This window comes from Aureimonas sp. AU12, assembly GCF_001463705.1.
Classification (GTDB): domain Bacteria; phylum Pseudomonadota; class Alphaproteobacteria; order Rhizobiales; family Rhizobiaceae; genus Aureimonas.
In genome coordinates this window covers 46,222-72,226 of record NZ_BBWH01000022.1, presented here as the reverse complement: position 1 = coordinate 72,226, position 26,005 = coordinate 46,222, and the positions used below count along the sequence as shown (strand labels likewise).

At 68.5% G+C, this 26,005-nt stretch carries 24 protein-coding genes and 1 tRNA gene; 9 read left to right on the top strand and 16 right to left on the bottom strand.

The features are described 5' to 3' along the window. The 3 genes from crtI to AUL33_RS08775 form a co-directional block, all read right to left on the bottom strand. On the bottom strand, positions 1-596 hold a 596-nt coding region (gene crtI / locus AUL33_RS08785; protein ID WP_156419336.1), incomplete at its 3' end, for a phytoene desaturase family protein. After that, complete coding sequence (crtY, locus tag AUL33_RS08780) at positions 593-1,759, bottom strand: lycopene beta-cyclase CrtY (RefSeq protein WP_062206665.1); 1,167 nt, start codon at positions 1,757-1,759, stop codon at positions 593-595. The genes crtI and crtY, both read right to left, overlap by 4 nt. Further along, positions 1,756-3,024 carry a glycosyltransferase gene (locus AUL33_RS08775; RefSeq protein WP_062206664.1) on the bottom strand — a complete coding sequence of 423 codons (1,269 nt, stop codon included), beginning with the start codon at positions 3,022-3,024 and terminating at the stop codon, positions 1,756-1,758. The genes crtY and AUL33_RS08775 overlap by 4 nt, the downstream gene beginning before the upstream one ends. A gap of 220 nt (positions 3,025-3,244) precedes the next feature. Between AUL33_RS08775 and AUL33_RS08770 the strand changes: the two genes are divergently transcribed. After that, positions 3,245-3,826: a DUF2585 family protein gene (locus tag AUL33_RS08770; protein WP_192843164.1), complete on the top strand. Its 582-nt coding sequence runs from the start codon at positions 3,245-3,247 to the stop codon at positions 3,824-3,826. Between the two features lie 12 nt (positions 3,827-3,838). Here the strand turns inward: AUL33_RS08770 and AUL33_RS08765 are convergent, their stop codons facing one another. Both AUL33_RS08765 and AUL33_RS08760 read right to left on the bottom strand, forming a co-directional pair. Beyond that, the gene (locus AUL33_RS08765; RefSeq protein WP_062206661.1) at positions 3,839-4,363 is read right to left on the bottom strand and encodes a GNAT family N-acetyltransferase; all 525 of its coding nucleotides are present in this window, start codon (positions 4,361-4,363) and stop codon (positions 3,839-3,841) included. Positions 4,364-4,562: 199 nt separating this feature from the next. Further along, positions 4,563-6,032, bottom strand: coding sequence for an ATP-binding protein (locus tag AUL33_RS08760; RefSeq protein WP_062206679.1), 1,470 nt, complete (start codon positions 6,030-6,032; stop codon positions 4,563-4,565). Positions 6,033-6,430: 398 nt separating this feature from the next. Here AUL33_RS08760 and AUL33_RS08755 point away from each other — a divergent pair, with 398 nt between their 5' ends. Continuing rightward, positions 6,431-8,593, top strand: coding sequence for a methyl-accepting chemotaxis protein (locus AUL33_RS08755; protein WP_062206659.1), 2,163 nt, complete (start codon positions 6,431-6,433; stop codon positions 8,591-8,593). A gap of 98 nt (positions 8,594-8,691) precedes the next feature. On the opposite strand, the gene AUL33_RS08750 is transcribed toward AUL33_RS08755, so the two are convergent. Further along, positions 8,692-9,144 (bottom strand): GFA family protein, encoded by a 453-nt coding sequence (locus tag AUL33_RS08750; protein ID WP_062206657.1) that lies wholly within the window; start codon positions 9,142-9,144, stop codon positions 8,692-8,694. 38 nt (positions 9,145-9,182) lie between these two features. Further along, positions 9,183-9,869: a D-lyxose/D-mannose family sugar isomerase gene (locus AUL33_RS08745; protein WP_062206655.1), complete on the bottom strand. Its 687-nt coding sequence runs from the start codon at positions 9,867-9,869 to the stop codon at positions 9,183-9,185. Between the two features lie 331 nt (positions 9,870-10,200). Between AUL33_RS08745 and AUL33_RS08740 the strand changes: the two genes are divergently transcribed. Genes AUL33_RS08740 through AUL33_RS22935 form a run of 3 tightly spaced genes read left to right on the top strand, consistent with a single transcriptional unit; the run spans position 10,201 to position 12,799 of the window. Next, on the top strand, positions 10,201-11,622 hold the full coding sequence (locus tag AUL33_RS08740; RefSeq protein WP_062206653.1) for a cytochrome ubiquinol oxidase subunit I: 1,422 nt from the start codon (positions 10,201-10,203) through the stop codon (positions 11,620-11,622). 11 nt (positions 11,623-11,633) lie between these two features. Next, positions 11,634-12,650, top strand: coding sequence for a cytochrome d ubiquinol oxidase subunit II (cydB, locus tag AUL33_RS08735; RefSeq protein WP_062206651.1), 1,017 nt, complete (start codon positions 11,634-11,636; stop codon positions 12,648-12,650). Between the two features lie 17 nt (positions 12,651-12,667). Next, complete coding sequence (locus tag AUL33_RS22935) at positions 12,668-12,799, top strand: DUF2474 domain-containing protein (protein WP_156419335.1); 132 nt, start codon at positions 12,668-12,670, stop codon at positions 12,797-12,799. A gap of 3 nt (positions 12,800-12,802) precedes the next feature. On the opposite strand, the gene AUL33_RS08730 is transcribed toward AUL33_RS22935, so the two are convergent. Further along, positions 12,803-14,392 (bottom strand): DHA2 family efflux MFS transporter permease subunit, encoded by a 1,590-nt coding sequence (locus AUL33_RS08730; RefSeq protein ID WP_062206648.1) that lies wholly within the window; start codon positions 14,390-14,392, stop codon positions 12,803-12,805. Positions 14,393-14,475: 83 nt separating this feature from the next. After that, positions 14,476-15,744 (bottom strand): HlyD family secretion protein, encoded by a 1,269-nt coding sequence (locus AUL33_RS08725; protein ID WP_062206646.1) that lies wholly within the window; start codon positions 15,742-15,744, stop codon positions 14,476-14,478. Between the two features lie 127 nt (positions 15,745-15,871). On the opposite strand from AUL33_RS08725, the gene AUL33_RS08720 reads away from it, so the two are divergent. Beyond that, positions 15,872-16,552: a TetR/AcrR family transcriptional regulator gene (locus AUL33_RS08720; protein WP_192843163.1), complete on the top strand. Its 681-nt coding sequence runs from the start codon at positions 15,872-15,874 to the stop codon at positions 16,550-16,552. Between the two features lie 19 nt (positions 16,553-16,571). Here the strand turns inward: AUL33_RS08720 and yihA are convergent, their stop codons facing one another. From yihA to rpmH, 5 genes are all read right to left on the bottom strand, one after another. Next, the gene (gene yihA / locus AUL33_RS08715; protein WP_082652444.1) at positions 16,572-17,258 is read right to left on the bottom strand and encodes a ribosome biogenesis GTP-binding protein YihA/YsxC; all 687 of its coding nucleotides are present in this window, start codon (positions 17,256-17,258) and stop codon (positions 16,572-16,574) included. After that, a complete protein-coding gene (locus AUL33_RS08710; protein ID WP_062206644.1) occupies positions 17,255-17,896 on the bottom strand; it encodes a CatB-related O-acetyltransferase in 642 nt (213 codons plus the stop codon). Before AUL33_RS08710 ends, yihA begins: the two co-directional genes overlap by 4 nt. A 157-nt stretch (positions 17,897-18,053) precedes the next feature. Continuing rightward, a complete protein-coding gene (yidC, locus tag AUL33_RS08705) occupies positions 18,054-19,862 on the bottom strand; it encodes a membrane protein insertase YidC (RefSeq protein WP_062206642.1) in 1,809 nt (602 codons plus the stop codon). Next, positions 19,862-20,215 (bottom strand): ribonuclease P protein component, encoded by a 354-nt coding sequence (gene rnpA / locus AUL33_RS08700; RefSeq protein ID WP_062206640.1) that lies wholly within the window; start codon positions 20,213-20,215, stop codon positions 19,862-19,864. The genes yidC and rnpA overlap by 1 nt, the downstream gene beginning before the upstream one ends. A 56-nt stretch (positions 20,216-20,271) precedes the next feature. After that, positions 20,272-20,406: a 50S ribosomal protein L34 gene (gene rpmH, locus AUL33_RS08695; protein WP_062206638.1), complete on the bottom strand. Its 135-nt coding sequence runs from the start codon at positions 20,404-20,406 to the stop codon at positions 20,272-20,274. A gap of 365 nt (positions 20,407-20,771) precedes the next feature. Here rpmH and AUL33_RS08690 point away from each other — a divergent pair, with 365 nt between their 5' ends. The 3 genes from AUL33_RS08690 (at position 20,772) to AUL33_RS08680 (ending at position 24,579) form a co-directional block, all read left to right on the top strand. Further along, positions 20,772-22,235: a HAMP domain-containing sensor histidine kinase gene (locus tag AUL33_RS08690; RefSeq protein WP_062206636.1), complete on the top strand. Its 1,464-nt coding sequence runs from the start codon at positions 20,772-20,774 to the stop codon at positions 22,233-22,235. Positions 22,236-22,438: 203 nt separating this feature from the next. After that, positions 22,439-22,515: transfer RNA gene (locus AUL33_RS08685), tRNA-Arg, on the top strand. A gap of 483 nt (positions 22,516-22,998) precedes the next feature. Next, positions 22,999-24,579, top strand: coding sequence for a DHA2 family efflux MFS transporter permease subunit (locus tag AUL33_RS08680; protein WP_062206634.1), 1,581 nt, complete (start codon positions 22,999-23,001; stop codon positions 24,577-24,579). A gap of 22 nt (positions 24,580-24,601) precedes the next feature. Here AUL33_RS08680 and AUL33_RS08675 read toward each other — a convergent pair whose 3' ends face one another. Both AUL33_RS08675 and AUL33_RS08670 read right to left on the bottom strand, forming a co-directional pair. After that, positions 24,602-24,928, bottom strand: coding sequence for a hypothetical protein (locus AUL33_RS08675; protein WP_062206631.1), 327 nt, complete (start codon positions 24,926-24,928; stop codon positions 24,602-24,604). A gap of 97 nt (positions 24,929-25,025) precedes the next feature. After that, complete coding sequence (locus tag AUL33_RS08670; RefSeq protein ID WP_062206629.1) at positions 25,026-25,964, bottom strand: sugar-binding transcriptional regulator; 939 nt, start codon at positions 25,962-25,964, stop codon at positions 25,026-25,028. Between the last annotated feature and the right edge of the window lie 41 nt (positions 25,965-26,005).

The following is a 26,005-nucleotide window of genomic DNA, read 5'->3' as shown; positions in this document are numbered from 1 at the left end:
AGCAGAGAGTGGAACGAGAAAGCCTGACGAAGCTGCTCGTCCTCGATGAACTCGGCGACCTTGGCATAGACCGAGCGCCACGCCTGCAGCTTGGCGAGCTGCGGCCCGGCGCGGATCATGTCGCGGAAGTGCAGGAAGGGCACGGTGCCGAGCTTCAGGTAGCCTTCGCGGAAGACCTCGCGCGAATAGGCGAGGAAGCGCTGGTATCCCTCGACGTCGGCCGGGTTCTTGGCGAGGATCTGGCGGTCGAGTTCGCCCTGGTCGTTGGCGTAGTCGAAGGCGTAGCCGTCCTCCCAGCAGAGGCGGTAGAACGGGCTGACGGGCAGGAGCTCGACATAGTCCTCCATCCGCCGGCCGGCGGAGGTCCAGAGCTCGACCAGCGCCGACGGGTCGGTGATGACGGTCGGCCCGGCGTCGAAGACGAAGCCCTGATCCTCGTAGACATAGGCGCGCCCGCCCGGCTTGTCGCGCTTCTCCAGAAGCGTCGTCTGGGTGCCCGCCGCCTGCAGGCGGATCGCCAGCGACAGGCCGCCGAACCCCGATCCGATCACGATGGCGGTGCGCGCCGTCGGCGCGGCGGTCGGATGGCCTGTCATGCGTCGTCCTTCATCGTGCGTCGCGCCGCCAGGACGCGAATCGCGCTGCGGATCGATACGGGGGGTTTACCCGCGAAGATGCGGATCTTGTCCCCCATATCCAGCCGTGCGGCGTAGAACCGCGCCACGAGCGGATCGGGCAGGCGGTAGAAGTGCTCGAGGATCCGGTAGCGCTCCTCCGGCACCCCGGCGAGGAAGAGCAGGCGGTTGAGCAGGCGAAAGTAGGCGCGATCCTGCCAGAGATTGCGCGCATGCGCCGCCAGCAGTCGCGCCAGCGAGGCCGAGGAGAGATCGGGCAGCGCGGCCACGAGATCGGCGACATGGACGGCATCGGGGAGCGAATAGCCGGTGGTCGGGTGAAACAGCGCCCGCGCCAGCCCCACCGTCGGCACCCCGGCCGCCTCGGCGACGAGATCCTCAATGCGCCCGTCGAGCGCGATCGGCAGGATGCCGTGCTCCTCGCGCACCAGCGCCTGAAGCCGCCAGCCCTGCGCGCCCGCATAGTCGGCGATGGAGGTGCGCAGCGTCGGCGTGTCGAGCGCCGCGTCGTCGGCATAGTAGGTGTCCTCGATGAGGAGGCGCGTCGGCGAGAAGGGCAGGACGTAGACGAAGCGGTAGCCGTCGCGCTGCGGCACGGTGGCGTCCATCACGATCGGATGCGCCAGCCCGTGCGGCTCGGCCAGCTCCCATTCCTGGCCGAGGAACTTCTGGAAGCCCAGCTTCAGATGGCGGCTGCCGCGATGGCCGCGCCCGTCGATCACGGCTCTCGCGCCGAAGCTCCGCCCGTCCTGCAGCGTCACCCGGCCGGGATCGAGCGAGGCGATCGGCGCCCCCAGCATCAGCCGGTCGCCGAGCCGCTCGGTGAGAAGCGCGCGGAACCGCTCGGAGGAGACCGAGGCGTATCCCGTGGCGACGGGGCGACTGCGACGGGGAAAGCGCACCTCGTAGCCCGGCCAGCGATGCGCCACGAACGGCTCCATCCAGGCGTGCTCCGACGGCGAGAGATCGCCGTCGTGGAAGCTCCAGGTGTGATTGCCGCCGAGCGTCTCGCCGCCCTCGATCACGAGGAAGCGCAGGTCCGGCCGCCGCTCCGTGAGGCGAAAGGCGATGAGGCCGTTGGCGAGACCGCCGCCGGCAAGGATCAGGTCGTGGCGATCGCTCATGCGGGCTCCAGCGCGCGGCGTGGCCGGGCCGGTGCCCCGGCAAGGCGCTCGGCGATCTCGGCCGCGGCGGCAGCGCCGCCGGAGGCCGCGATCTCGGCGCCGATCGCGGCAGCGTTGCGGGCAAAGCTCGCCTCGCCGATCAACCGGGCCAGCGCGGCTTCAAGCGTGCTGGCGGTCAGGCGCCGGCGCCGCAGGCGAAGACCCACGCCGTGATGGACGAGGCGCGCGGCGACGCCGGGCTGGTCGTAGCCGATGGGCACCGCGAGAACCGGTACGCCGGCCTCGAGCGCGTCGAGCACCGTGTTCAGCCCGGCATGGCTGACGCAGATGTCGGCTTCGCGCATCATCGCGCGCTGGGGCACGAAGTCGGTGACGAAATCGGCCTCGATCGAGGCGGCGTCCGCAGCCCCGAGCCGGCCGCAATGGGCCACCACGAGCTGGCAGCCGAGCGCCCGGCAGGCGCGCGCCACGGCCCGGAAGATCGCGACGCGGTGCCCCTGCAGCGTGCCGAGCGAGGCGAAGACCAGCGGGGCGCCGGGCCGTCGCTCGAACGGCAGGACGAGGGACGGCGCGAGCGCGTCGGCCCCGGTTCGAAACGGGCCGAGCGCGAAGTGGCGGGCGCTGGCGCGGCGCGGGAAGTCGAAGCCGGGCACGGTCTGCGCCAATGTCGCCAGCGGCGAGAGGCATTCGTCCATCCGGTCGCGCGGCGGCAGGCCGAATTCGAGCGCGGCGACGCGGATCGCCTCGCGCTGGCGGTGCAGCAGCAGCCGCGAGATCCGCTCACCGCCGCGATTGCGCTTCAGCCCCTCGGGCGTCGGGTCGTAGCGCCAGCCGACGAAGGGCGACGGCAGCGAGGGGTCGGGATCGATCGGCAGGGCGGAGGCGACGGAGAGGAACGGCAGCGCCAGATGCTCGGCGAGAAGACCGGCGGCGGGCTCCATCTGGTCGCCGAGCAGCGCCTCCGCGCCGATGCGCCGCAGGATCGCCGGGCCGCCCTCGCACAAGGCGGCCGTGCGCTCGGCCCCGTCGCGCACGGTGCGCAGGATGCCGAAGAGGCCACCGGGTTCGCGTCGGGCCTCCAGCGTGCGCCAGCCGCGCTCCTCGACCTCCTCGACCTCGATGCCCGCGGCGCGCACGAGCGCGCCCGCCCCGGCATTCACCACGAAGGTGACGCGGTGGCCACGCGCCAGCAAGGCTTCGCCGATCGCCTCGAAGACGCGGACATGGCTGTGGAAGGGAGGGCAGATCAGGGCGTAATGGGTCATCGACGGCGGGTGGCGGCATCCCTGCGGGGTCGCCGGGAACGCTTGCTAGAAGAGAGGACGCGGGCGCCCAATGTCCAGCCCTTCCACGCGGATGCCCTCGATATCGCCGACGTTCGCCCCTTCAAAGCCACGAGGCGTTCAACGCGATCGGTCTTCGCTTTCCTGTGGTGGACGCTCAAGTCATCGCAACTCCCGCGCCCTCGGCCGCGTTGGGGCCCCGATGAGGAACACCAGCCCTTCCCTTTCCGGCCCCGGCAGCAAATCGCTTCTCGCCAGTCCCTTCGTGCAGGTCGCGGTGGGACTGGTGATCGTGGCGGCGATGGCCTCCTGGCTCGACGTGATGGGCCGGCCGCTTCTCTGCGAATGCGGAACGGTGGCGCTTTGGGACGGCGACCCGCATTCGCCCGGCGCCTCGCAGCAGTTCGCCGACTGGTATTCGGCGCTGCACGTCATGTTCGGCCTCGGCCTCTTCGTCTTCCTCGACCGGATGCGGCCGCGTTGGCCGACCTCGTGGAAGCTGCTGGCGGCGCTGGCCTCGTCCGCCGTCTGGGAGATCGCCGAGAACACGCCGGTCATCATCGCGATGTTCGGGCAGGCGGAAGGCGCACCCGCCTACGAGGGCGACAGCATCCTCAACGCGCTCGGCGACACGGTGTTCGTGGTGATCGGCTTCTTCGCGGCGCGCACTGTTCCGCTCGGTGCGACGATCGCGATCGCCCTCGTGCTCGAGGCCGCCATCGCCTTCGCGATCTCGGACGGGTTCGTGCTGGGCACGCTGCGTCTCGTCGGCATCCCCGTCTGACCCCCAAGCGGGTCAGCGCGTGCGAGCGTAGCTCCAGCAGTCCCGCGGTGTATCCTCGATGTTGGGATGAACCATCCAACGCTTGAGAAGACCCTCGCGCAAGAGCCCGGCCTTCTCCATGACGCGAGCGGAGGCAGCGTTGTCGACGTCGCAGACATCGCCGAAGCGCCAGACGCCCTTCTGCTTCAGCGCCCAGCCGGCGACCTCGGTCAGCGCCTCGGTCATCAGCCCCTGCCCCCAGGAGCGCTGCGACAGCACGTAGCCGAATCCGACGTGGCCGGGCGAGACGCGGCGCACGGCGAAGGCGCCGCGCAACTGCCGGTCGCGCCGCCCCAGCAGCGTGAAGGTTCGCGAGCTCTGGCTGGCGATGCAGTCGGCGATGTAGCTCTCGGTCTCGGCGAGCGAGCGATGCGGCGCCCAGGAGAGAAACCGCGTGACCGCGGGGTCCTGCGCATACTCGTCGAAGATCGCTCCCGCATCGCCGGGAGCGATCGGCCGCATGATGAGTTCGGTGGTCCAAAGACTGTCAGGAAACATGGGTCTCTCCTTGCCACAGCCGGCGCGGCGAAGCGACCCCGATCCGCCTCCGGGACAAGGCGACCGGTATCGGTTGGAAGACCGGCCTGCCAATGGCGCTCAACTCAACAGCGCCGGTGATCTCGTGGGCGCACTGTCGGTATCATGCAACAAGGCCGCACACCCATTCGATGCCTGCCACCGGGACCGAGATCGGCCCTCAGGCCCGGCGAAGACGCGGGGTCGCGCCGGGCAGGCGGGGCCGCGCGGAGCCCGCACCCGTGCGCCAGCCGCTGCCGGCGATCTCCACCACGCGGTTGCCGCGAAAGTCGGTCTCGGCGGCGATGTAGCCGCGCTCGGCCATGTAGGTGAGGAGGAAGCGTCCGCGCGAGGGCGAATGGCTGCCATAGGCCTTGGCCAGCACGTCGTCGCCCGGACAGGGCTGTCCGTCGCGCGCTGCCTTGGCGAGGAGGAGATAGACGCCCTGCATGTCGTCCGGCAGTTCCTCGGAGCGCTCGACCACCTCGCCCCAGGTGGCGTCGTCGACGCCCGCGCCGACGCCGGCGCGCGCCAGCCCGAGCTTGCGCCGGAAGGCGCCCATGTCGAGCCCGGCATCGGTGATGCGCTTCAGCCGGCAATGGGTGAGGAAGTCCTGGTAGAGCATCTGGACCGGGCGGAAGGCGGCCTGCGGATCGGCCATCAGCTCGTCGAAGATCGCATCGAGGCGCTCCTGGCGCTCCGCCTCGGCCGCCTCGTCGAAGACCTCCTCCTCCGGCTCGTCCGCCGCCGGCATCGCCGCGGCGAAACGCGGCGCCGAAACGCGTTCGAGGAGGTCGCGCGTCGCCACCGACTCGCGCCGCACGGGCGCGGGCAGATGCGCCGGCTCGTCGGCGCCGGCGGTGAAGATGAGATCGGCCATCGCTTCCGGGCTCGCCTCTGGCAGCGCCATCAGCACCGGGCGCCCGGAGCGCCCGGCGGTCTCGACCGGGCCGATGCGGATCGGGATCGGCCGGCGCGACAGGGCCGGGCCCAGCGCCACGAATTGCCCCGGCTCGAGATCGCGGAAGCGCTCGGCCTGCTTGCGGTCCATGCCCAGGAGATCGGCGGCGCGTGCCATGTCGATGTCGAGGAAGGTGCGGCCCATGAGGAAGTTCGAGGCTTCGGCCGCGACGTTCTTGGCGAGCTTGGCGAGGCGCTGCGTGGCGATCATGCCCGCGAGCCCGCGCTTTCGGCCGCGGCACATGAGGTTGGTCATCGCGCCGAGCGAGGTGCGGCGCGCCTCGTCGGCGACCTCGCCGGCCATCGAGGGCGCGAAGATCTGCGCCTCGTCGACGGCGATCAGCATCGGGAACCAGTAGTGACGATCGGCGTCGAACAGCCCGTTGAGGAAGGCGCTGGCGCAGCTCATCTGCACCTCGGCGTCGAGACCCTCGAGGTTGAGCACGACGGAGACGCGGTGCTGGCGGATGCGCGCGGCGATGCGCGCCAGCTCGGCCGGGGTGCGGTCGGCATCGACCACGACATGGCCGAAGCGATCCGAGAACGAGACGAAGTCGCCCTCGGGATCGATGATCGCCTGCTGCACCCAGCCCGCGCTCTGCTCGAGGATGCGCCGGAAGAGATGCGACTTGCCCGAGCCTGAATTGCCTTGGACGAGAAGGCGCGTCGAGAGAAGCTCCTCGAGATCCATCTCGGCCGGATCCCCGTTTCCGGTGGTTCCAAGATCGACGGCGACTTTCGTCAAGGAGCGTCTCCGATGCGGGCCGCGATCCGGCGAAGCCGGGACGCAAGGCTGAGGTCTGCCGTGGGCTGGAACGAGGCAACCTAGCGAAGATGGAGGCGCGACTGGAGTCCGGGCGCGGCGCCGTCCACAGCTTCATGATGCGGCCGCTCCGCCCGCGCGGGCCGACGAACACCCATCAGCGCATCGACGGGACCCCGGCGGCACTGCGATGTTTTAATTTGAATGGTTAGCGTTCAACTAATGATTTGTTTTTCAGATTTTACGACAGATTCATTCGTTCGATAAACAATAGCTTCGAGAACAATCCTCGCCTTTGCCAATCCGATCCATGACACAGGACCTTCATGCGCTTGACGATGAAACTAAAGCTGGGTGCCAGCTTCGCTGCCGTCCTCCTTCTCACCAGCGCGGTCGGATACTTGGGGCTTTCTAGTCTGGGCGACAGCAACGCGACGCTCGAGGACTTCGCCAACCGGCCCTTCGAGCAGGCACAGGGCGCGAAGGACGTTCAGGGCAATCTCGAGACCGTTCGCCGCATCGTCGCCAACTCGCTGGCCACGACCGATCCCGAGGCGCAGAGGGCCGCGAGGCAGGAATACGACGCTGCCTGGACGCAGGTCGACACCAACCTCAACACCGTGTTCCGCTTCATGAGCGAGGAGGGCAAGGCCCTGTTCCAGGACGTCGCTCCGCTGATCGCGGAGCTTCGCAAGGCGTCGGACGAGTCGCTCGCCGCCAGCCTCAAGGCCGATCCCACCGCCGTCGAAGGCAGCCTGCTGACGACCCAGACTCCCGCGACGGCCTTCGATCAGGCGCTGACGCGGCTGCGTGCGGGCCTCGGCACCGAGAACGCCGCGTCGAGCGGCCTCGTCTCGCAGATGGCAACGGCGGCGGCGGCCGCCCGGATCGCGATGATCGAGGCGGTGGCCCTCTCGTCCGACGCGACGAGCGCGGCGGCCCGCGAGCGGCTCGACGGCATCGACGCCGCGGTGCGCGCCGATCTGGCGCGCCTCGAAACCTCGGTTCCGGCCGCCAGCACCGGCGACGTGCGCCCCGCAGCGGCCGCCTGGACGCCGCTCTTTGCCGGCATGCGCAATGCCGCCGAAGCCAGCGTCGAGACCAAGCTGGCGATCGCCCAGACGCTGATGGCGGAGCGCCAGGCCCCGCTCGCGGCCGCGGCCGACAAGCGGATGGACGACGTCAGCGCCCGCGCCACCATGCTCGCCGGCAACTTCATGGCAGATGCGCGCGCCTCCTACGCCTCCACCCGCACGCTTCTCCTCTCCGTCATTCTCGGCGCGATCCTCGTCGGCGCCGCGGCGGCGACTTGGATGGCGCTGTCGATCTCGCGCGGCCTGTCGCGTTCGGTGGCTCTCGCCAAGGCGATCAGCGTCGGCGACCTGACGCAGCGCATCGAGGCCAAGGGCAGCGACGAGATCGCCGACCTGCAGCGGGCGATGGGCGAGATGGTCGCCAAGCTCTCCGAGATCGTCTCGGACGTCTCGACCTCGGCGACGCAAGTGGCGTCGGGCTCGACGCAGGCCGCCGTCACCGCCGAGCAGCTCTCGGCGGGCTCCACCCAGCAGGCCGCCGCCACGCAGCGCCTGTCGTCCGGCGCCAACGAGCAGGCCGCCGCGACCGAGCAGGCCTCCGCCGCGATGGAGGAGATGGCCGCCAACATCCGCCAGAACGCCGACAACGCCACGCAGACCGAGAAGATCGCGACGCAGGCCGCCGTCAACGCCGAGCGCAGCGGCGCGGCCGTCCAAAAGTCGGTCGAGGCGATGCGCGTGATCGCGCAGAAGATCCAAGTGGTGCAGGAAATCGCCCGCCAGACCGACCTTCTCGCCCTGAACGCGGCGATCGAGGCGGCGCGTGCGGGTCAGCACGGCAAGGGTTTCGCGGTGGTGGCCTCCGAAGTGCGCAAGCTCGCCGAGCGCTCGCAGCAGGCGGCGGCCGAGATCGGCACGCTGTCGGGCCAGACGCTGGACGTCGCCGAGGAAGCCGGCGGCATGCTGGAAACCCTCGTGCCCGATATCCGCCGCACCGCCGAACTCGTCGCTGAGATCTCGGCCGCCTGCCGCGAGCAGAATGTCGGCGCCGAGCAGATCAACCAGGCGATCACGCAACTCGATCAGGTTACGCAGCAGACGGTCAACGCCATCACCCAGCTCGACGAGGTGACGCAGGCCAACAGCGGCGCCGCCAACGAGATGTCGGCCACCGCCGAGCAGCTCTCGGCCGAGGCGATCCGCCTCGAGGAGCGGGCCGGCTTCTTCGATCTCGGCACCGCCAAGGTCGTCGCCCTGCCCGCCAAGACGACGTCCTCGCGCAAGAGCGCGACGCCGGCCCCGGCCCCGGCCCGGTCCGACGTGCGCACCCTCCAGGCCCGCGCGCAGAGCTTCACGGCGCCCACCAAGCCTGCCCCCGTCGCTCCCGTCGGTAAGACCCGCGACGGCGGCTTCGCCCTCGATCTGGACCAGAGCTTCGAGAAGATGAGCGCCTGAGCCTTTCGGCCTCGATCGAACCGTTCGATGCGGCGCGTTCCCTTGCGGGGCTCGCCGCATCGTTTCGTTCGGGGCGCCGATCCGGAGCGGCACCGAGTTCAGGGTCCGGCGCGCCGGGCATAGTCCTCCAGCAGCGCCGGAAAAGCCTCGGGCGCCGGAAACCGCTCGAAGCTGTGGACGGCCGGTGTCGAGACCCAGGGCAGCTTCTCGCTCGTGAAGGTCTCGGCGAAGGGCCGGTAGGTGCCGGCATCGTCCAGCATCGCGGCACGCACCATGACGAAATCGTCCAGGCCCTCGGGCCGGGTGAAGAGCCAGCTCATGCAGTGCGGGCAGAAGAAGTGCCGCGTCGCGCCGTGCAGGCCGCCGATCGCGGGCTCGCCTTCCGTCACCGCGAAAGCCTCGCTTGCAAAGAGCGAGGACAGCGAAAAGGCGCTCGCCGTCATCTTCCGGCAGCCCGTGCAATGGCAGGCCATCGTCATCAGCGGCGCGCCGGAGACACGAAACCGCGTTCGCTCGCAGCGGCACCGGCCCTCGATCGTCGATCCCGTCATCCTCGCGGGCTCCCTTCGTCCCGTGGCCGATCGGCGCCTCACAGCCATCTCTCGTAGTCGGAGACGAGGAGGCGCCGCGGCTCGTCGTCCTCTTCGATCTCAGCGAAGCGACCGACGGGGTCGCGGAAGACATTGTCGCCCTGGTCGTCGTTGACCGTCGAGACCTCGCCGATCAGCACGTCGCCGCCCTCGCCCCAGAAGGCATGCCAGTCGACGCGGGGCATCAGCGTGACGCTTTCGCCGGGCGAGAGGGTCAGGATGTCGCCGCCCTTCATCGTGCGGGCAAGACCGTCCGCCACGACCCGCACCGGCAGAGCCTCGTCGATCGCGCCGTCGGGCGCGGCGGTGAAGAGCTGCAACGCCAGCGTCGCGCCGCCGCGGTTGACGATGTCTTCGGCCTTGAGGTCGTGGCGATGCATCGGCGTCAGCTGGTCGCGGCGAGCAATCATGATCTTCTCGGCATAGAGCATGCCGCGGCCCGACTTGAGATCGGCAGCATGGCCGTTGCGGGTCGTGAAGAGGAACAGGCCGAGCCGGTCGAAATCGCCGCCGCCGAAATCGGTGACGTCCCAGCCCAGCCCCCGCTCGACGATCATCCCGGCGGCGTCGCGCCGCGCTCGCATCTCGGCCGGCGACCAAGCGGCGAAGGGCGGCAGCGCATAGCCGAACGAACGGATGAACGCCTCGCCCGATCGCAGGAGCTCGTTGACGCGGGAACGCTTCATGCGGGGTCCTCCTCCCAAGGTCCGGCGGCCGCTCGCCGGCGAGGCGGCCATGCCTTTTCCGCTCTATCACGGACGGCTCGGACGCGCAGGTACAGACGAACCGCCGTACCGCTTGGACAAAACGCGCGTTGCCGCGCGGCGACCGACAGCCCAGATGTCGTCCAAGCCTGCAATGTTGCGCCGCAAAAGTCACGGCTCGGCAGGGAAGGAGCGCCCCGGCGCGCAAATGGTCGCGAGACGTTTGTTCCGGGCGCCGGCCCCGCTATGTCAGGCACGAGAGACGAGACCGCCGCCTTTGCCGGCTCGCGGTCCATGCGAAGGTGACGGTCCCATGTTCGAAGGCTTCGATCCGGTGCTTCTGGCCCGCATCCAGTTCGGGTTCACGATCTCCTTCCACATCATCTTTCCCGCCTTCACGATCGGCCTCGCCTCCTATCTGGCGGTGCTCAACGGCCTTTGGCTGGCGACCGGCCGGCGCGTCTACCTCACGACCTTCCAGTACTGGCTGAAGATCTTCGCCGTGTCCTTCGCCATGGGCGTCGTCTCGGGCATCGTCATGAGCTACCAGTTCGGCACCAACTGGTCAGTCTATGCCGACAAGACCGGGCCGATCCTCGGGCCGATGATGGCCTACGAGGTGCTCTCGGCCTTCTTCCTCGAAGCCGGGTTCCTCGGCGTCATGCTGTTCGGGCTCAACCGGGTCGGCAAGGGCCTGCACTTCTTCGCCACGCTGATGGTGGCGGTGGGCACGCTCGGCTCGGCCTTCTGGATCCTCTCGGTCAATTCCTGGATGCAGACCCCGGCGGGCTACGCGATCGCTGCCAACGGGCAGTTCATTCCCGAGGACTGGTGGGCGATCGTCTTCAACCCGTCCTTCCCCTACCGCCTCGTCCACATGGTGCTGGCCGCCTATCTCACGACCGCCTTCGTGGTGGGCGCAGTCGGGGCGTTCCATCTCCTGCGCGATCGCGGCAACGCCTCGGCGCGGCTGATGTTCTCGATGGCGCTGTGGATGGCCACCGTGATCGCCCCGATCCAGATCTTCGCGGGCGATGCCCACGGCCTCAACACGCTGGAGCACCAGCCCGCCAAGGTCGCGGCGATGGAGGGCCATTTCGAGACCAATCGCGACGGCGGCATGCCGCTGACGCTGTTCGGCATTCCCGACATGGAAGCGGGCACGATGCGGTCGGCCATCGCCATTCCGCGGATCGGCTCGCTCATCCTCACCCACTCGCTCGACGGCGAGGTGAAGGGCCTCAACGAGTTCCCGCGCGAGGACTGGCCGAACGTCTGGATCGTCTTCTTCACCTTCCGCATCATGGTGGCGATCGGCTTCGCCATGCTCGGCATCGGCGTCTGGAGCCTGTGGCGCCGCTACAAGGGCTCGATCTACGACGCGCCCTGGCTGCAGCGGGCGATGGTGGCGATGGGGCCGATGGGCTTCGTGGCCGTGCTCTGCGGCTGGATCACCACCGAGGTCGGGCGCCAGCCCTTCACCGTCTACGGCCTGCTGCGGACCTCCGAGAGCCACTCGCCGATCGCGGCCTCGGCCGTCGGCACCTCGCTCATCGCCTTCATCGTGGTCTACTTCGTCGTCTTCGGCGCCGGCACCTACTACATCCTGCGCCACATGCGCCATGCGCCGAACGTCTTTGAAGAGGGCCTCAACCCGCGCGAGCCGATCCGCACCGCCGGCATCACGCCGGGACCGCACATGGCGCCCGACGACGCGCCGACGCAGACGATCTGAAGGAGCGCGCCATGGACCTTCCCCTCATCTGGGCCTTCATCCTGGCCTTCGCGGTTCTCGCCTATGTCGTGCTCGACGGGTTCGACCTCGGCATCGGCATCCTCTTCCCCTTCCTGAAGCGACACGAGAACCGCGACACGGCGATCAACACGATCGCCCCCTTCTGGGACGGCAACGAGACGTGGCTGATCCTCGGCGGCGGCGGCCTCTTCGCGGTCTTTCCGCTGGCCTATGCCATCGTCATGCCGGCGCTCTACGCGCCGATCATCGCGATGCTGCTGGCGCTGGTCTTTCGCGGCGTCGCCTTCGAGTTCCGCTTCCGCACGGTGCGCTGGCGCGGCGTCTGGGACATGGCCTTCTTCGCGGGGTCGCTGATCGCGGCCTTCGCGCAGGGCGTCTCGCTCGGCACGATCGTGCAGGGCATCGAGATCTCGGGGCGCGCCTATGCCGGCGGATGGTTCGACTGGGCGACACCCTTCTCGATGACCACGGGGCTGGCGGTCGTGGTCGGCTACGCGTTGCTCGGCGCGACATGGCTGATCGTGAAGACCGAGGGTCCGCTCAACCGGATGGCCGCTCGCTATGCCGGCGGTCTGGCGGTGGCGACGCTCCTGGCGATCGTCGTGGTCAGCGCCTGGATGCCCTTCCTGCAGCCGACCTTCTATTCGCGCTGGCTGAGCTTTCCGCAGATCTTCCTGGTGGCGCCGATCCCGCTCGTCCTGGCCTTCGCGGCCTGGAGCCTGTTCACGGCGCTGCGCGACCACGTCTCGAGCTACCGGCCGTTCTTCGCGGCGCTGACGCTCTTCGTCCTGTCCTTCATCGGCATCGGCATCTCGTTCTACCCGAACATCCTGCCACCCGAGCTGACGATCTGGCAGGCCGCCGCACCCGACACCAGCCTCGTCTTCCTGCTCGTCGGGGCCTCCGTGCTCATCCCCGTGATCCTCGCCTATACCGGCTACGCCTACTGGGTGTTCCGCGGCAAGGTGATCGAGGGCGAAGGCTACCACCAGCACCACTCGCACTGACAGGAAGGGTCATCGCCATGCTCACCGACCGGTTCCAGCGCCTGCCGCTGCGCCTGCGCCAGATCCTCTGGTTCGTGTTCCTGTGGTGCGCCGGGCTCGTCGCCCTCTCGGCCGTCGCCTACGCGATCCGCTCCGCGATCATGCCGTAGCCCTCAGTGGGCGTCGACCTTCACGCCGCTCTCGGGCTTGCGGATGAAGATCGACAGGGCGCAGAGCCCGACGAACAGGACTGTCAGCGCCAGGAAGACGTCGGAAAAGGCCATGACGCTGGCCTCGCGCCGCACCAGCGCCACCATCTGCCCGATCGCCGCATCCGCCCCGTCGAGACCGCGCGCCGAGAAGGTCGCCGCCATGTCGTCGAGCCGGTCCTCGGCGACCTGCCGGCCCCACGAGACGCGCTCGGCCAGACGGTCGTAATGCAGCGCCGTGCGGTCGCTGATCATCGTGTTGATGACGGCGAGGCCCACCGCGCCGCCGAGATTGCGGGTGAGATTATAGAGGCCGGACGCACCCTTCATCTTCTGCGGCGACAGGGTGCCGAGCGCGATGTTGTTGATCGGCACCATCGCCATCATCAGCCCGAAGCCACGCAGGATCTGCGGGATGAACAGTTCGCGAAAGTCCCAGTCGTGGGTGATACCGCTCATCAGCCACGTGCCGAGGCCGAAGGAGACGAAGCCGATCGCCATCATCGCGCGCGGGTCGAGCTTCTTCGAGAGGATGCCCGACAGCGGCGCGGTGAAGAACATGGCGAGGCCCGAGACGAACATCGTCTCGCCGATCATCAGCGAATCGTAGCCGCGGATGCGACCGAGATAGACGGGATAGAGGTAGGTGAGCCCGTAGAGCCCAACGCCCATGACGAAGGAGAAGAGCGAGCCGAAGGCGAAGTTGCGGTTGGCGAAGGCGGTGAGATCGACGATCGGCTCCTTGGCCGTGAAGGCCCGCCACAGGAAGAGCATCGCTCCCAGCACGAGCACGACGCTGAGCACCACGATCACCCGGTCCTCGAACCAGTCGTCGAGAGGCCCCTCCTCCAGCACGTATTCGAGCGAACCGAGGAAGGCGGCCATGCCGAGAAGGCCGAACCAGTCGAACTTCTTGAACAAGGACAGGTCCGGCTTGTCGAAGTCGACGAGGTTCCAGACCGCGATCGTCACCAGGATGCCGAAGGGCACGTTGACGAGGAACAGCCAGTGCCAGGACAGGGCGTGGCTGAGATAGCCGCCGACGGTCGGGCCGATCGTCGGGGCGAGTGTCGCGACGAGGCCGATCATCGGCGAGACGATGGCGCGCTTGGAGGGCGGAAAGATCGTGAAGGCCGCCGCGAAGACGCTCGGGATCATGCCGCCGCCGATGAAACCCTGCAGCGCCCGGTAGAGGATCATCTGGTCGATGTTGGTGGCGGTGGCGCAGAGCGCCGACGACGCTGTGAAGCCTGCCGCCGCCAGCGTGAAGAGGACGCGGGTCGACAGCATCCGGGCGAGGAACCCGGAGAGCGGGATCATGATGACTTCGGCGATGAGATAGGCCGTCTGCACCCAGGCGATCTCGTCGGTCGAGGCCGAAAGGCCCGCCTGGATCTCGGCCAGCGAGGCCGAGACGATCTGGATGTCGAGGATCGCCATGAACATGCCGAACACCATGGCCATGAAGGCCAGCATCCGGCGCATGGGAATGGTGTCGCCGATCGGGGGAGCGGCGCTGGCGGCAGGGGTCGAACCGGCTGTTGTGCTGGACATGGGCGCGGAACCTTCCCGGTCGCGGTCGGGCCGGCGTTCGATGGAGCGTAAGGGCGAGCGCGCGTGGGACGCGCCCGCAGGTCCTACTCGGCGGCGGCCGTCGTGGCGGCGGCGCCCGGTGCGGTGCGCTGGTCCACCGAGACCGTCACCGACAGGCCCGGCCGCAGCTTGCCGGAATGGGCGTCCGCCGGATCGATGGCGATGCGCACGGGCACGCGCTGCACGATCTTCGTGAAGTTGCCGGTGGCGTTGTCGGCGGGCAGCAGGGAGAAGACCGAGCCGGACGCCGGCGAGATCGAGACCACCGTGCCCGACACCTCGACGCCGGGCAGCGCGTCCACCTCGATGCGGGCCTTCTCGCCCGCCACGATCTCGTGGACCTGCGTTTCCTTGAAGTTCGCGTCGACGAACACCTTGTCGAGCGGCACGATCGCGGCGAGACGGCGCGACGACGAGACAAGGTCGCCCGGCTGCACCGCGAGATTGCCGATGACGCCGTCATAGGGCGCGCGCAGCGTCGTAAACGAAAGGTTACGCGCCGCCACGTCCCGGTCCACCGCCAGTTCGCGCCCCGTCGCCTCGGCTTCCTTGATCTGCGCGTCGAGGACGGTGCCCTGCGCGCGGGCCGAGGCGATGGCGGCATTCGTGCCGGCGACCTTGGCGTTGGCTTCGGCCTGGGCCGACCGGGCGCTGTCGAGCGGGGCCTGCGCGCCCGCACCGGAGCGCACGAGGCTCTGGGCCCGCTGCAGGTCGAGATCGGCTTGCGCCTGTGCCGCCTCGGCCGCGACCTTGTTGGCCTGCGCTTCCGCGACCGCCTCGTCCGCGGCGGCGCGCTCGGCGCGGATGCGCTCGATCGTGGCGCTCTGCGTGTCGATCTTGGCCTCGGCCGAGCGCAGCGCGAGCGCATAGTCGCCGGGATCGATCTCGACGATGGGCTGGCCGGCCTTGACCGTCTGGTTCTCGACCACGGGCACGCTGGCGACATAGCCAGTGACCTTCGGCGTCATGATCGCCATGTCGGCGGAGACATAGGCGTCGTCGGTCGTCACGAGGAAGCGCCCGTCCACCCACCAGTGATGGCCATACCAGGCGCCGCCGCCGATCGCCGCAAGCAGCACGCAGGAGAGCACCAGTTTCTTGAGCCCGCCGCCCTTCTTCGTGGTCTTGGCCGGGGCCTGCGTGATCGGAGCGGCGGCCGGGGGCGACGGCGCCTTCGCCTCAGCCTCGCTGCCCTTGCGCGCGATCACTTCAAGCTTGAGTGCGTCCCGTTCGGATTTGGCGGTCTCGCCCGAGGGCAAAGACGCCTCCGTCGCATCGGTGGCACTGTCGGTCTTGGGAACGGACTTCAGCATGACACGGGACCTCAATCGAACCGAACCGTTCGGTTCGATGTTGACTTAGCGGGAGTGTGGGTGCAGTGCAAGACGTCGATCACGCCGACCCTCACAATAATTTGCGATGCTTAGGAAAGTTTCACCGGTGCCTCCATCCGCGACGCTTTATCCGATCCCGGTCTGCAAGGCGCCGTCCGCTCCCGACGGGCGGAGCGCAGCGGGCGAGGATCCCGCCAAGCGTCGGCAGATTTTGGAGGGCGCGCGCCAGATCTTCGTCTCCGTGGGCTTCGATGCGGCGTCGATGAACGACATCGTGCGCGAGAGCGGCGTCTCGAAATCGACGCTCTACGTCTATTTCCGCTCGAAGGAAGATCTCTTCCACGCGCTGATCGAGGAGGAGCGCGAGCGCTATTTCGCGGAGGTCGAGGCGCTGCTCGGCGACGCCGACCACCCGGCGGAGACGTTGACGCTCTTCGGCACGCGGCTGGCGACGATGGTGCTCTCCCCGGCGGCCATGCACGCCAAGCGCACCGTGATCGCGGTCGCCTCTCGCATGCCGCATCTCGGCCGCGAGTTCTACCGGCATGGGCCGGCGCGCGGCCTCGCCCTCGTATCGGACTACCTGACGCGCGCCTGCGAGGCCGGGACGCTCGCCATCGACGACGTGCCGCTTGCCGCCGCGCAGTTCATCGAACTGACCACAGCCGGCCTGCTGCGGCGCCGATTCTTCGACGACGAGGCCCCGCCGGCGACGTCCGAGGACATCGCACGCACGGTGGATGCGGCCGTCACCCTGTTCATGAGCGGATACGGGCCGAAGCGCTGATCGGCGGGCCCGTCGCCTTTCAGCCCTCGCGGGCGAAGTCGGCGATGACGGACTGGACCTGATCCAGCCCCTCGACCTTCTCCGACGAGGTGGCGATGATTTCGGGGAAGGCGGCGGGCCGCTTGCGGATCAGTTCGCGCGTCGCCGCCTCGAGCTTGGGGAGTGCCAGCGCCGAGATCTTGTCGGCCTTCGTCAGCACGATCTGATAGGAGACCGCCGCCTTGTCGAGCAGCGACAGCACCTCCTGGTCGTTGGCCTTGATACCGTGGCGGGCATCGATCAGCACGAAGACGCGCTTCAGCGTGGCGCGACCGCGCAGGTAGTCGAAGACGAGCTTCGTCCAGGCGTCGACCTGGTCCTTCGGCGCCTTGGCGTAGCCGTAGCCGGGCATGTCGACGAGCGCGATCGGCGGCATGTCGTCGCCCTCGCCCGTGTAGCCGTCCGGCACGAAATAGTTGAGTTCCTGCGTGCGGCCCGGCGTGTTCGACGTGCGCGCCAGCCCCTTCTGACCGACGATGCCGTTGATCAGCGACGACTTGCCGACATTGGAGCGGCCCGCGAACGCCACCTCGGGCGGCCCCTCCGGCGGCAGGAACTTCATCGACGGCACGCCGCGGATGAAGACCCAGGGACGCGCGAAGAACAGGCGCGTGTCGGCCTGCGGGTCCTCGGGACCGGGAATGGCGGAAATCCTGCGTTCGGTCATGCCGCTCTCTCCAGCGCGTCGATATCGCCGCCGCGAATGGCGGCGAGGTTGGCCGAGACCTTGTCGATCGGCCAGTTCCACCAGGCGAGCGCCAGCAGCCGCTCGACGATCTCGGGGGCAAAGCGCATGCGGTGCTCCTCCGCCGGATTGCCGCCGACGACCGCGTAAGGCGCGACGTCCCGCGTCACCACGCTTTTGGCCGCGATCAGCGCCCCGTCGCCGATGCGAACGCCCGGCATGATCGTGACATCCGAGCCGATCCAGACGTCGTTGCCGACCACCGTATCCCCCTTCAGCCCGGCGCGGATGGTCTCGAAATCGAACCCTTCCTCCCAGCCGAAGCGGAAGATGTTGAACGGGTAGGTCGAGAGCCCGGTCATCGCATGGTTGGCGCCGTTCATCACGAAGCAGGCGCCGGTCGCCAGCGCGCAGAACCGCCCGATGATCAGCTTGTCGCCGAGGAACTCGTAATGATGGAGGATGTTGCGCTTCTCGAAATCAAGCGCATCCTCGGGGTCGTCGTAATAGGTGTACTCGCCAATCTCGATGCGCGGGCTATCGATCAGCGGCTTGAGGAAGACGATCCGCTGGTGCTCGGGCACCGGATGGATCATGCGGGGATCAGGACCTTGGGGCATGGGCGTCCCTAACATGGGCTGGCGCCCAGCGTCCAACCGGCAGGCACCAAGAGCGCCCGAAGAACCGCCGGAGCGGTCGAGGCAAAACGAAAAGGCCCGGTCTCAGGATCTGCCTGAGACCGGGCCCATAGAATCGATGTGGCAGGCGATGAGGCGGTCAGGCCTCTTTCTTCTTCCGCTTGAACGTGTCGCGAAGATTGTCCCACAACTCGATCTTGGCGCCGTTGCGCTTCATGATCAGGGTCTGCTGGGCGATCGAGAGCGTGTTGTTCCAGGTCCAGTAGATCACGAGACCTGCGGGGAACGAAGCCAGCATGAAGGTGAAGATCACCGGCATCCAGGTGAAGATCATCTGCTGCGCCGGGTCGGGCGGCGTCGGGTTCAGGCGCATCTGCACGAACATCGTGATGCCCATAAGGATCGGCCAGATGCCTACCATCAGCAGGTGCGGCAGCGTCAGTGGGATCAGCCCGAAGAGGTTGAAGACGCTCGTCGGATCGGGCGCCGCCAGATCCTGGATCCAGCCGAAGAACGGCGCGTGCCGCATTTCGATGGTGATGTAGAGCACCTTGTAGAGGGCGAAGAAGACCGGAATCTGGATCAGAACGGGCCAGCAGCCCGCCGCCGGATTGATCTTCTCCTCCTTGTAGATGCGCATCATCTCCTGCTGCTGCTTCATCTTGTCGTCGGCGTATTTCTCGCGCAGCTCCGCGATCTTGGGCTGCGCCATCTTCATCTTCGCCATCGACTTGTACGACTTCGAGGCGAGCGGAAAGAAGGCGAGCTTGAGCGTGACGGTGACGAGCAGGATGGCGACGCCGAAATTGCCGGTCAGACCGTAGAGATGGTCGATGAACCAGAACATCGGCTTGGTGATGAAGTAGAACCAGCCCCAGTCGATCAGCTGCCCGAAATGCGGGATGGCGAGGCTCTGCTCGTAGCTGTTGATGAGATCGACGACCTTGGCGCCGGCAAAGACCCGGTTGGTGGTCTCGGCGGTCGCGCCGGGCTCGATCGTGATGGGATCGGCCAGATAGTCCGACTGGTAGAAGGCGCGGCCCTCGGCGGAATAGCGGAAGTTCGGCTGGAACTGGCCGACGCCGGCGGCGGGCACGAGGGCGGTCGCCCAGTACTTGTCGGTGATGCCGAGCCAGCCTGTCGAGACCTTGGGCGGCGATACGCGGCCGTCCTCCTCGATCGCGTGGTACTTGACCTCCTGCAGGCCCTCGTCGCCGAAGACGCCGAGAAGCCCTTCGAACAGCACGTAGGCCGCGGCGACCTCGGGCTTGGAGAAGCGCACGACGCGGCCATAGGGCGAGATGGTGATCGGCGCCGATCCTGCGTTCTGGACGCTGTCGGCGACGGTGAACATGTAGTTCGCGTCGACCGAGAGGGTGCGTGTGAACACCGTGCCCTGCGGATTGGTGTAGGTAAGCGTGACAGGCGTCTGCGGCGAGAGCGTCTGGCCGGCCGCGGCCTGCCACATCGTGCCGGGGCCCGGCAGGTCGCCGGCACCCTGGCCGGAATAGCCGAATTCGGCGAAATAGGCGTTCGAGCCGATCGTCTCGGGCGAGAGGAGAACGATGGTCGGCGAGCTGTCGTCGACGGTCTCGTGGTAGCCCTTGAGGCGCAGATCGTCGAGACGCGCGCCCTGCAGGTTGATCGAGCCCGACAGCGCCGGCGTATCGATGGGAACGCGCGGCGAGGCGGCGAGTGCGGCGTCACGGGTCTGACCGGTGATCGCTGGCGTGCCCGACGTCGGGACGACGCTTTCGCGGCCCGCGGGCGCCACCACCTGATCCTGCGCCGTGCCGGCCGGGGTCGTCGGCGTCTGCAGCGAACCCTGACGGGTCACCTCGGCCTGCCGCTGGGCCTCGACGCGCGGGTTGACCACCAGGAACTGCCACCCGATCAGGACGGCGAGCGACAGCGCCATGGCGATCAGGAAATTCCGGCTGTTTTCCATCATTCAGTCCCCGAGGGAGGCCGTGCGGCCGGCCGACCCGTCGGCTTGACCTTCGCGAGGCGTCGCGAAAGTTCGACGGTCAGCGTGTCGAAAGGCAGGTTGAGGAGTTCGCGCCGCGCGACGACGACATAGTCGAAGCCGGGCGTCATGTCAGCCCGGCACGTCACCCGGACGGCCTCGCGAAGACGGCGCCGGATGCGATTGCGCTCGACGGCATTGCCGACCTTGCGGGTCACGGTCAGCCCGAGCCGGGCGACGCCACCGTCGGCCCGATCGAGCGCCTCGATAAAGAAGAAGGGGCCGTTCAGACGACGGCCCCGCCGCGCCGCAAGAAACTCGGCGCGTGATGTCATGCGAGCGACGATCGGACTCGCCTCCCGCCCGTTGCGGGCCGCGTCCGGGACGGGGCTCAGGCCGACAGGCGCTTGCGGCCCTTGGCGCGGCGCGAGGCGATCACGTTGCGGCCGCCGACGGTGGCCATGCGCGAGCGGAAGCCATGGCGACGCTTGCGGACGAGCTTGGACGGCTGATAAGTGCGCTTCATTGTTCAACTCCCGCGGGATTGCCCGCAGGCCTTCTCAAATCGGTTAGGGTTCGGGTCGCCGCGCGAACGCACGAAATCGTCGCACGGGACCTCCCAGGCGACACGGCATCCGCTCTTGGACGCGCTTATAGGAAAGGACGGGACGCAAAGTCAATCCGGGCGCCCCATCCTCCTGTGCCGTCCCCTCCCACAAGCCGCACCCGCCCGAGACGACAGTCGTCGTGGCTTAGCCCTCGCGCGCACCCCACAAAGCTCGCGCGCAAAATATCGGACGCCCGATCGCTGCGGCCCTGTCGATCCCGTCCCGTTCCTCCATCTTCACCAGTGCGTGACGAGCGATGTCATCCAAGGTTCGAGGACGATCGATGAGGGAACGGGACGGCGAGGGGACGGGGGCGGGCCCGGCGGGACGCCCGTCCCTGTCCAGCCGCCTGTCGATTCGCCTCTTCGCCATCACCGCCCTCGCCGTGATGTCGGCCGAGGTCCTGATCTTCGTGCCCTCGATCGCCAACTTCCGGCGCGACTGGCTGGAATCGAAGCTCGAGACCGTGTCGGTCGCCACTCTCGTCTCCGAATTCGGCGAGGGCGGCGTGCTTCTCTCGCCCGAGCAGGAGGCCGAACTCCTGCGCGCGCTCGATGCCCGCCTCATCGCCATCCGAGAGCCCGGCGTCACCAAGCTCCTGGCGCGGGCGCCCGATGTCGGCGGCGTCGACCTGATGGTGGAACTCGAAAGCGAGGGCCCCTTCGCCGCCGTCGCTGCCGCCTTCGACACGCTCGCCTTCGGCGGCGAGCGGCTGATCCGGCTGGTCGGGCCGATCGGCGACGGGTCGATCACCGGCGAGATCGTCATCGAGGAGCGACCGCTGCGCCGGGCCATGCTCGCCTCCTCGCGCAACATCCTGCTTCTCTCCCTGTCGATCGCCAGCTTTGCCGGGGCCCTCGTCTTCGGCGCGATCAATCTGGCGCTGCTCGGTCCGATCCGCCGGATGACGCAGGCGATGGTGCGCTTTGCCGCCGATCCGGAAGATCCCTCCCGCATCATCGCGCCGAGCCGGCGCCGGGACGAACTCGGCATGGCCGAGCGCGAACTGGCGGGCATGCAGAGCGCGCTCGCCCGCACGCTGCGCGAGCAGCGCCACCTCGCCGATCTCGGCCTTGCGGTGTCGAAGATCAATCATGACCTGCGCAACATCCTGGCGTCCGCCCAGCTCGTCTCCGACCGCCTCTCCGACCTGCCGGACGCGCAGGTGCAGCGCTTCGCCCCCATCCTCATCCGTTCGCTCGACCGCGCCCTCGTCTACACCCAGTCGGTCCTCGCCTACGGCCAAGCCACCGAAAGCCTGCCGACGCGCCGGCACATCCTGCTGCGGCGGCTTGTCGACGAGGTCTTCGAGATGCAGCTGCTACCGCCCGACGGCGGGATCGAGCTCGTCAATGCCGTTCCCGAGCGCTTCGAGGTCGAGGTCGATCCCGAGCAGATGTTTCGCGCCCTGTCCAATCTCGTGCGCAACGCGGTCCAGGCGCTGGAGGGCGACGATTCGCAGGCCATCGTGCGCCGCGTCAGCGTTCTCGCCGAGCGCACCGGCGACGCCGGGGTGAGGCTGTCAGTCGAGGACACGGGGCCGGGCCTCAGCGAACCCGCGCGCGCCCACCTCTTCAAGGCCTTCCGCGGTTCGACGCGCGCCGGCGGTACCGGCCTCGGGCTGGCCATCGCCGCCGAGATCGTCGCCGCCCACGGCGGCCGGATCCGGCTGTCCGACGAGACGCTGGCGGGCGCCCGATTTGAGGTCGACCTCCCCTCCCCCGCCCCCGTTCGCACTGACGACTGACGCCGTTCGTCCAAGCCTGCGAGCGGTCATTCCGGCATGCGGCCTTTGCAATCAACGCCTTGCACTGACCTCCGCTGCCCGACCTTCCGCACGGGCGGAGACGACGACGCTTTTGCGACAAACGGCGCTTGCAATCGCCCCGGGGGGCAGCTAGTAAGCGCTCACGAACGGCCGAGGCCAACCGCCTCAACCGCTTCATGGATGCGCCCGTAGCTCAGCTGGATAGAGCACCAGACTACGAATCTGGGGGTCAGGAGTTCGAATCTCTTCGGGCGCACCATTCGACACATCTGCCAGATTGTGACAACTCCATCTGGCGCGAGTGTCCGAGACTTTCGAACAGTTTCATCCTAGTCTCGATCGCGTTCCCGTGCGATTTCGATGGCTTCGCCGTGGACTTCGCAGTCCTGCAACGGTGGAGGCTAAGTCAGCCCGACTCTCGTTGTTCGGACGAGCATTCGTCGGCGCTGTCGACGTGAGACTTTGACGACCTGCGGCGCGAGACGAGCGCTGGACAAACCCATCCGACGGCAGTTCTTCCGCTTTCCGGGCATCAGCCGGATGTCGGCACCGTCGCGCTCGCGACGTGAAGGCGAACGCGACCAGTCGATTCGAGGACGTGCAGATCGGAGGGCGGACGGGACCGCATTGACGAGGCCGAGCGGCGGGGCCGATGGTCCGACCGGATGCGTCGCGCGGTCCGGTGGTTCGAGCCGGGCAGTGGTTGCGGCGCGCGAGCACCGGGCGGGTGTGGGGCCGGGAGATGAGCGTGGAACCTGCGGCTCGGCACGGCGATGGTCTGGCATCGGAGGCCACGAGCTGGCGGCTCTTCGCCGGGTTCGGCGCCATGTGCCTCGCCATGTTCATGGCGATCCTCGACATTCAGATCGTCGCCACCTCGCTTCCCACGATCCAGGCCCAGCTCGCCATCGCGCCGGAGGATGCGAGCTGGATGCAGACCGCCTATCTCATCGCCGAGATCGTCGCGATCCCCCTCACCGGCTTCCTCCTGCGCCGCTTCGGCCTTCGATGGCTGTTCGGCACGGCGGTGCTGGCCTTCACGCTGGCCTCCTGCGGATGCGCCGCCAGCCAGAGCTTCGCGCCGCTCGTCGCCTGGCGCGTGGTGCAGGGCTTTGCCGGGGGAACGCTGATCCCGTCCGTCTTCGCGGCGGTCTTCCTTCTCTTTCCCGAGCGTCACCAGACGGCGGCGACCACCATTGCCGGCGTTCTCGCCGTTCTCGCGCCGACGGTCGGCCCGATCTTCGGTGGCTGGATCACCGGTACCTATTCCTGGCACTGGCTGTTCCTCGTCAATGTGGCACCGGGTGTCCTGGCCGTGATCGGCGGGCTCGCGCTGCTGCCGGGCGGCGGGCGAGACAGGGAGACGGGATGGCCCGATCCGGTCGCCGTCGTGCTCCTGGCGGGCGGGCTCGCAGCGCTGGTGATCGGGCTGAAGGAAGCGCCGCATCGCGGCTGGGGCTCGGCGCCCGTGACGCTGCTTCTCGCGCTGTCCGCCGGTGCGGGCGCCGGCCTGTTCGCGCGGTGCCGGCGCGCAACGCAGCCGCTTCTCGACCTATCGCTTCTACGGGACCGCGACTTTGCGGTCGGCTCCGCCTTCAGCTTCCTGCTCGGCATCGCCCTGTTCGGCTCGGTCTACCTGATGCCGGTGTTTCTGGCCTATGTGCGCGGCCACGACGCGCTTGAGATCGGCCGGATCATGCTGGCGACGGGGCTGGCGCAACTCGTCGCGGCGCCCGTCGCAGTGTTCCTGGAGCGGCGGGTGGACGCGCGCTGGCTCAGCGCCTTCGGCTTCGCGCTGCTGGCGCTCGGCTGCGGTCTCGGCGCATTTCAGAGCGCCGAGACCGATGCGGCCGAAATGCTGTTGCCACAGCTGCTGCGGGGCGCCGCCTTCATGTTCTGTCTGCTGCCGCCGACGCGCCTCGCGCTCGGCCATCTCCCGGCCGCGCGTGTCGCCGATGCCAGCGCCCTCTTCAATCTCATGCGCAATCTCGGCGGGGCGATCGGCATCGCCGCCATCGACACCATCCTCTACGGGCTCGGACCGTCCTATGGGCAGGCGATCGCGGAGCGCCTTAAGGCCGGCGATGCCCAGACCCTGGCAACGCTGCGTCTTCCCGATTTTTTCACCAGCGGTTCGGGCGTGACGATCGGCGACCACGCCCTGCATTCCCTGGTGGAGCCGCGCATCCGGGTCCTCGCCCTCGTCGAGACCACGGATCTCGCCTGGGCGCTGATCGCCGCCCTGACGGCGGCGGCCCTCTGCCTCGTGCCGCTGCTTCGCGCCAGTCCGCCAGCGAGTGGGCCCTCGCCGCATGCCGCGTGACGCCGCCTTGCGCGTGAAGGCGCTATCGGCCCGCCTTCGTCGCGGAGTGGAAGTCGGCGGGTTTGTTGGCGACCCATTTGATGAAGCGCGCGACCGTCTCGTTGTCGCTGAGCGGGATGGAGTTTTCGGCGTGGCGGACGAGTTCGCCGGCCGAGAAGTTGGCGTCGATCGTCTCGCGGCAGATCGGATGGACCGGCACGGTGTCGCGCCCACCCCGGCTCTTCGGGATGGGGTGGAAGCGGTCCACGGTCTTGCCGAGCGGTCGCCCGCAAAGCCAGCACAGCTCGGCCGGCGCGCTCTCGGCGGGCTCGTCGGTGTTCCAGCTCTCATCCCGGATCTTGCGCGCCATGTTCCTCAAACTCCCGATGCGCCGAAGTGGCTTCGACGTCGCCCATAGCATGGATCGCCGTTTACAGGCCCCCGCGGCATCGCAAGGCGGGCTCCCGTCAGGCGCCGTCGAGAAGCCGTTCGGCGGTCCGCTCGTCGGTGACGAGGATGTCGGGCTGCAGCAGGGTCATCGCGGCCTTGATGGCGGGAAACTTCGACCAGCCGCCGGACGCCAGGATCGTGCGGCGGGCCTGCGTCAGCTGGCGCGGATCGACGGCGAGCACGCGGTCGTTGACGAAATGGTCGAGGACGGCACCGTCGGCATCGATGAACCGGCAGAGAATGTCGCCCACCGCCCCGGCGCGCTCCAGCGAATCGAGGTCGGCGCGCTCCAGCAGCCCGTACTGGACGAAGATCGAGTCGCGCGTGAAGTCGCCGACGCTGCAGATGGCGAGATCCAGCCGGTCGGTGCGCCGGAACACCTCGGCGATGCCGCGATGGCCGACGAGCGCGTCGCGCGTCGCGCGATCGGGCGCGAAGACCGGGCCGGCCAGCATGTAGCAGTCGCCGCCCAGCCGGTCGGCGAAGCGCCAGGCGAACTCGGAGGGGTTGGAGGAGCTGACATGGGTCAGCCCGCCGAGCATCGAGATGGTGGTGGAGCGGGCATGGCCCATCGGCAGGAGGAAAGGCAGGCTGGAGGAGAGCGTGCGCCCCCAGCCGAGCCCGATCGTCATGCCGTCCACGAGGAGGTCGGGCAGAAGCTGGCCGAGCGCCGCGCCGATGACGGAGGGGACCTTGGCCTCGTCCTGCGGGTTCGGCACCACGACGACGCGCTCCATGGAGAAGCGCGCGCGCACCTCGCGCTCGAGCCGCGCGCAATGGGCGATCGGCGAGGTGACCCGGATCTGCACGGTGCCGTCCTCGCGGGCAGCCGCCAGCATGCGCAGCACCTTCGTGCGCGTGAGGTTCAGGATCTGGGCCACCTGATCCTGCGTCAGCCCCTCCATGTAGTAGAGCCAGGCGGCCCGCGCCTTGATGTCTTCGCTTTCGTTGGACACGAAGAGCCTTTCGCTGGGAGAGAACCGATCGTGCGGTGATA

Coding starts and splice junctions, on each gene's coding strand:
- AUL33_RS08745 (WP_062206655.1), bottom strand. CDS start 9,869: ATGAAGCGTTCCCGCGTCAACGAGCTCCTGCGATCGGGCGAGGCGTTC.
- AUL33_RS08680 (WP_062206634.1), top strand. CDS start 22,999: ATGAGCGTGGAACCTGCGGCTCGGCACGGCGATGGTCTGGCATCGGAG.
- AUL33_RS22935 (WP_156419335.1), top strand. CDS start 12,668: ATGCTCACCGACCGGTTCCAGCGCCTGCCGCTGCGCCTGCGCCAGATC.
- AUL33_RS08765 (WP_062206661.1), bottom strand. CDS start 4,363: ATGTTTCCTGACAGTCTTTGGACCACCGAACTCATCATGCGGCCGATC.
- rnpA (WP_062206640.1), bottom strand. CDS start 20,215: ATGACATCACGCGCCGAGTTTCTTGCGGCGCGGCGGGGCCGTCGTCTG.
- yihA (WP_082652444.1), bottom strand. CDS start 17,258: ATGACCGAACGCAGGATTTCCGCCATTCCCGGTCCCGAGGACCCGCAG.
- crtY (WP_062206665.1), bottom strand. CDS start 1,759: ATGAGCGATCGCCACGACCTGATCCTTGCCGGCGGCGGTCTCGCCAAC.
- AUL33_RS08760 (WP_062206679.1), bottom strand. CDS start 6,032: ATGGATCTCGAGGAGCTTCTCTCGACGCGCCTTCTCGTCCAAGGCAAT.
- AUL33_RS08690 (WP_062206636.1), top strand. CDS start 20,772: ATGAGGGAACGGGACGGCGAGGGGACGGGGGCGGGCCCGGCGGGACGC.
- AUL33_RS08725 (WP_062206646.1), bottom strand. CDS start 15,744: ATGCTGAAGTCCGTTCCCAAGACCGACAGTGCCACCGATGCGACGGAG.
- AUL33_RS08710 (WP_062206644.1), bottom strand. CDS start 17,896: ATGCCCCAAGGTCCTGATCCCCGCATGATCCATCCGGTGCCCGAGCAC.
- AUL33_RS08740 (WP_062206653.1), top strand. CDS start 10,201: ATGTTCGAAGGCTTCGATCCGGTGCTTCTGGCCCGCATCCAGTTCGGG.
- AUL33_RS08750 (WP_062206657.1), bottom strand. CDS start 9,144: ATGACGGGATCGACGATCGAGGGCCGGTGCCGCTGCGAGCGAACGCGG.
- AUL33_RS08775 (WP_062206664.1), bottom strand. CDS start 3,024: ATGACCCATTACGCCCTGATCTGCCCTCCCTTCCACAGCCATGTCCGC.
- AUL33_RS08770 (WP_192843164.1), top strand. CDS start 3,245: ATGAGGAACACCAGCCCTTCCCTTTCCGGCCCCGGCAGCAAATCGCTT.
- AUL33_RS08755 (WP_062206659.1), top strand. CDS start 6,431: ATGCGCTTGACGATGAAACTAAAGCTGGGTGCCAGCTTCGCTGCCGTC.
- rpmH (WP_062206638.1), bottom strand. CDS start 20,406: ATGAAGCGCACTTATCAGCCGTCCAAGCTCGTCCGCAAGCGTCGCCAT.
- cydB (WP_062206651.1), top strand. CDS start 11,634: ATGGACCTTCCCCTCATCTGGGCCTTCATCCTGGCCTTCGCGGTTCTC.
- AUL33_RS08730 (WP_062206648.1), bottom strand. CDS start 14,392: ATGTCCAGCACAACAGCCGGTTCGACCCCTGCCGCCAGCGCCGCTCCC.
- AUL33_RS08675 (WP_062206631.1), bottom strand. CDS start 24,928: ATGGCGCGCAAGATCCGGGATGAGAGCTGGAACACCGACGAGCCCGCC.
- yidC (WP_062206642.1), bottom strand. CDS start 19,862: ATGGAAAACAGCCGGAATTTCCTGATCGCCATGGCGCTGTCGCTCGCC.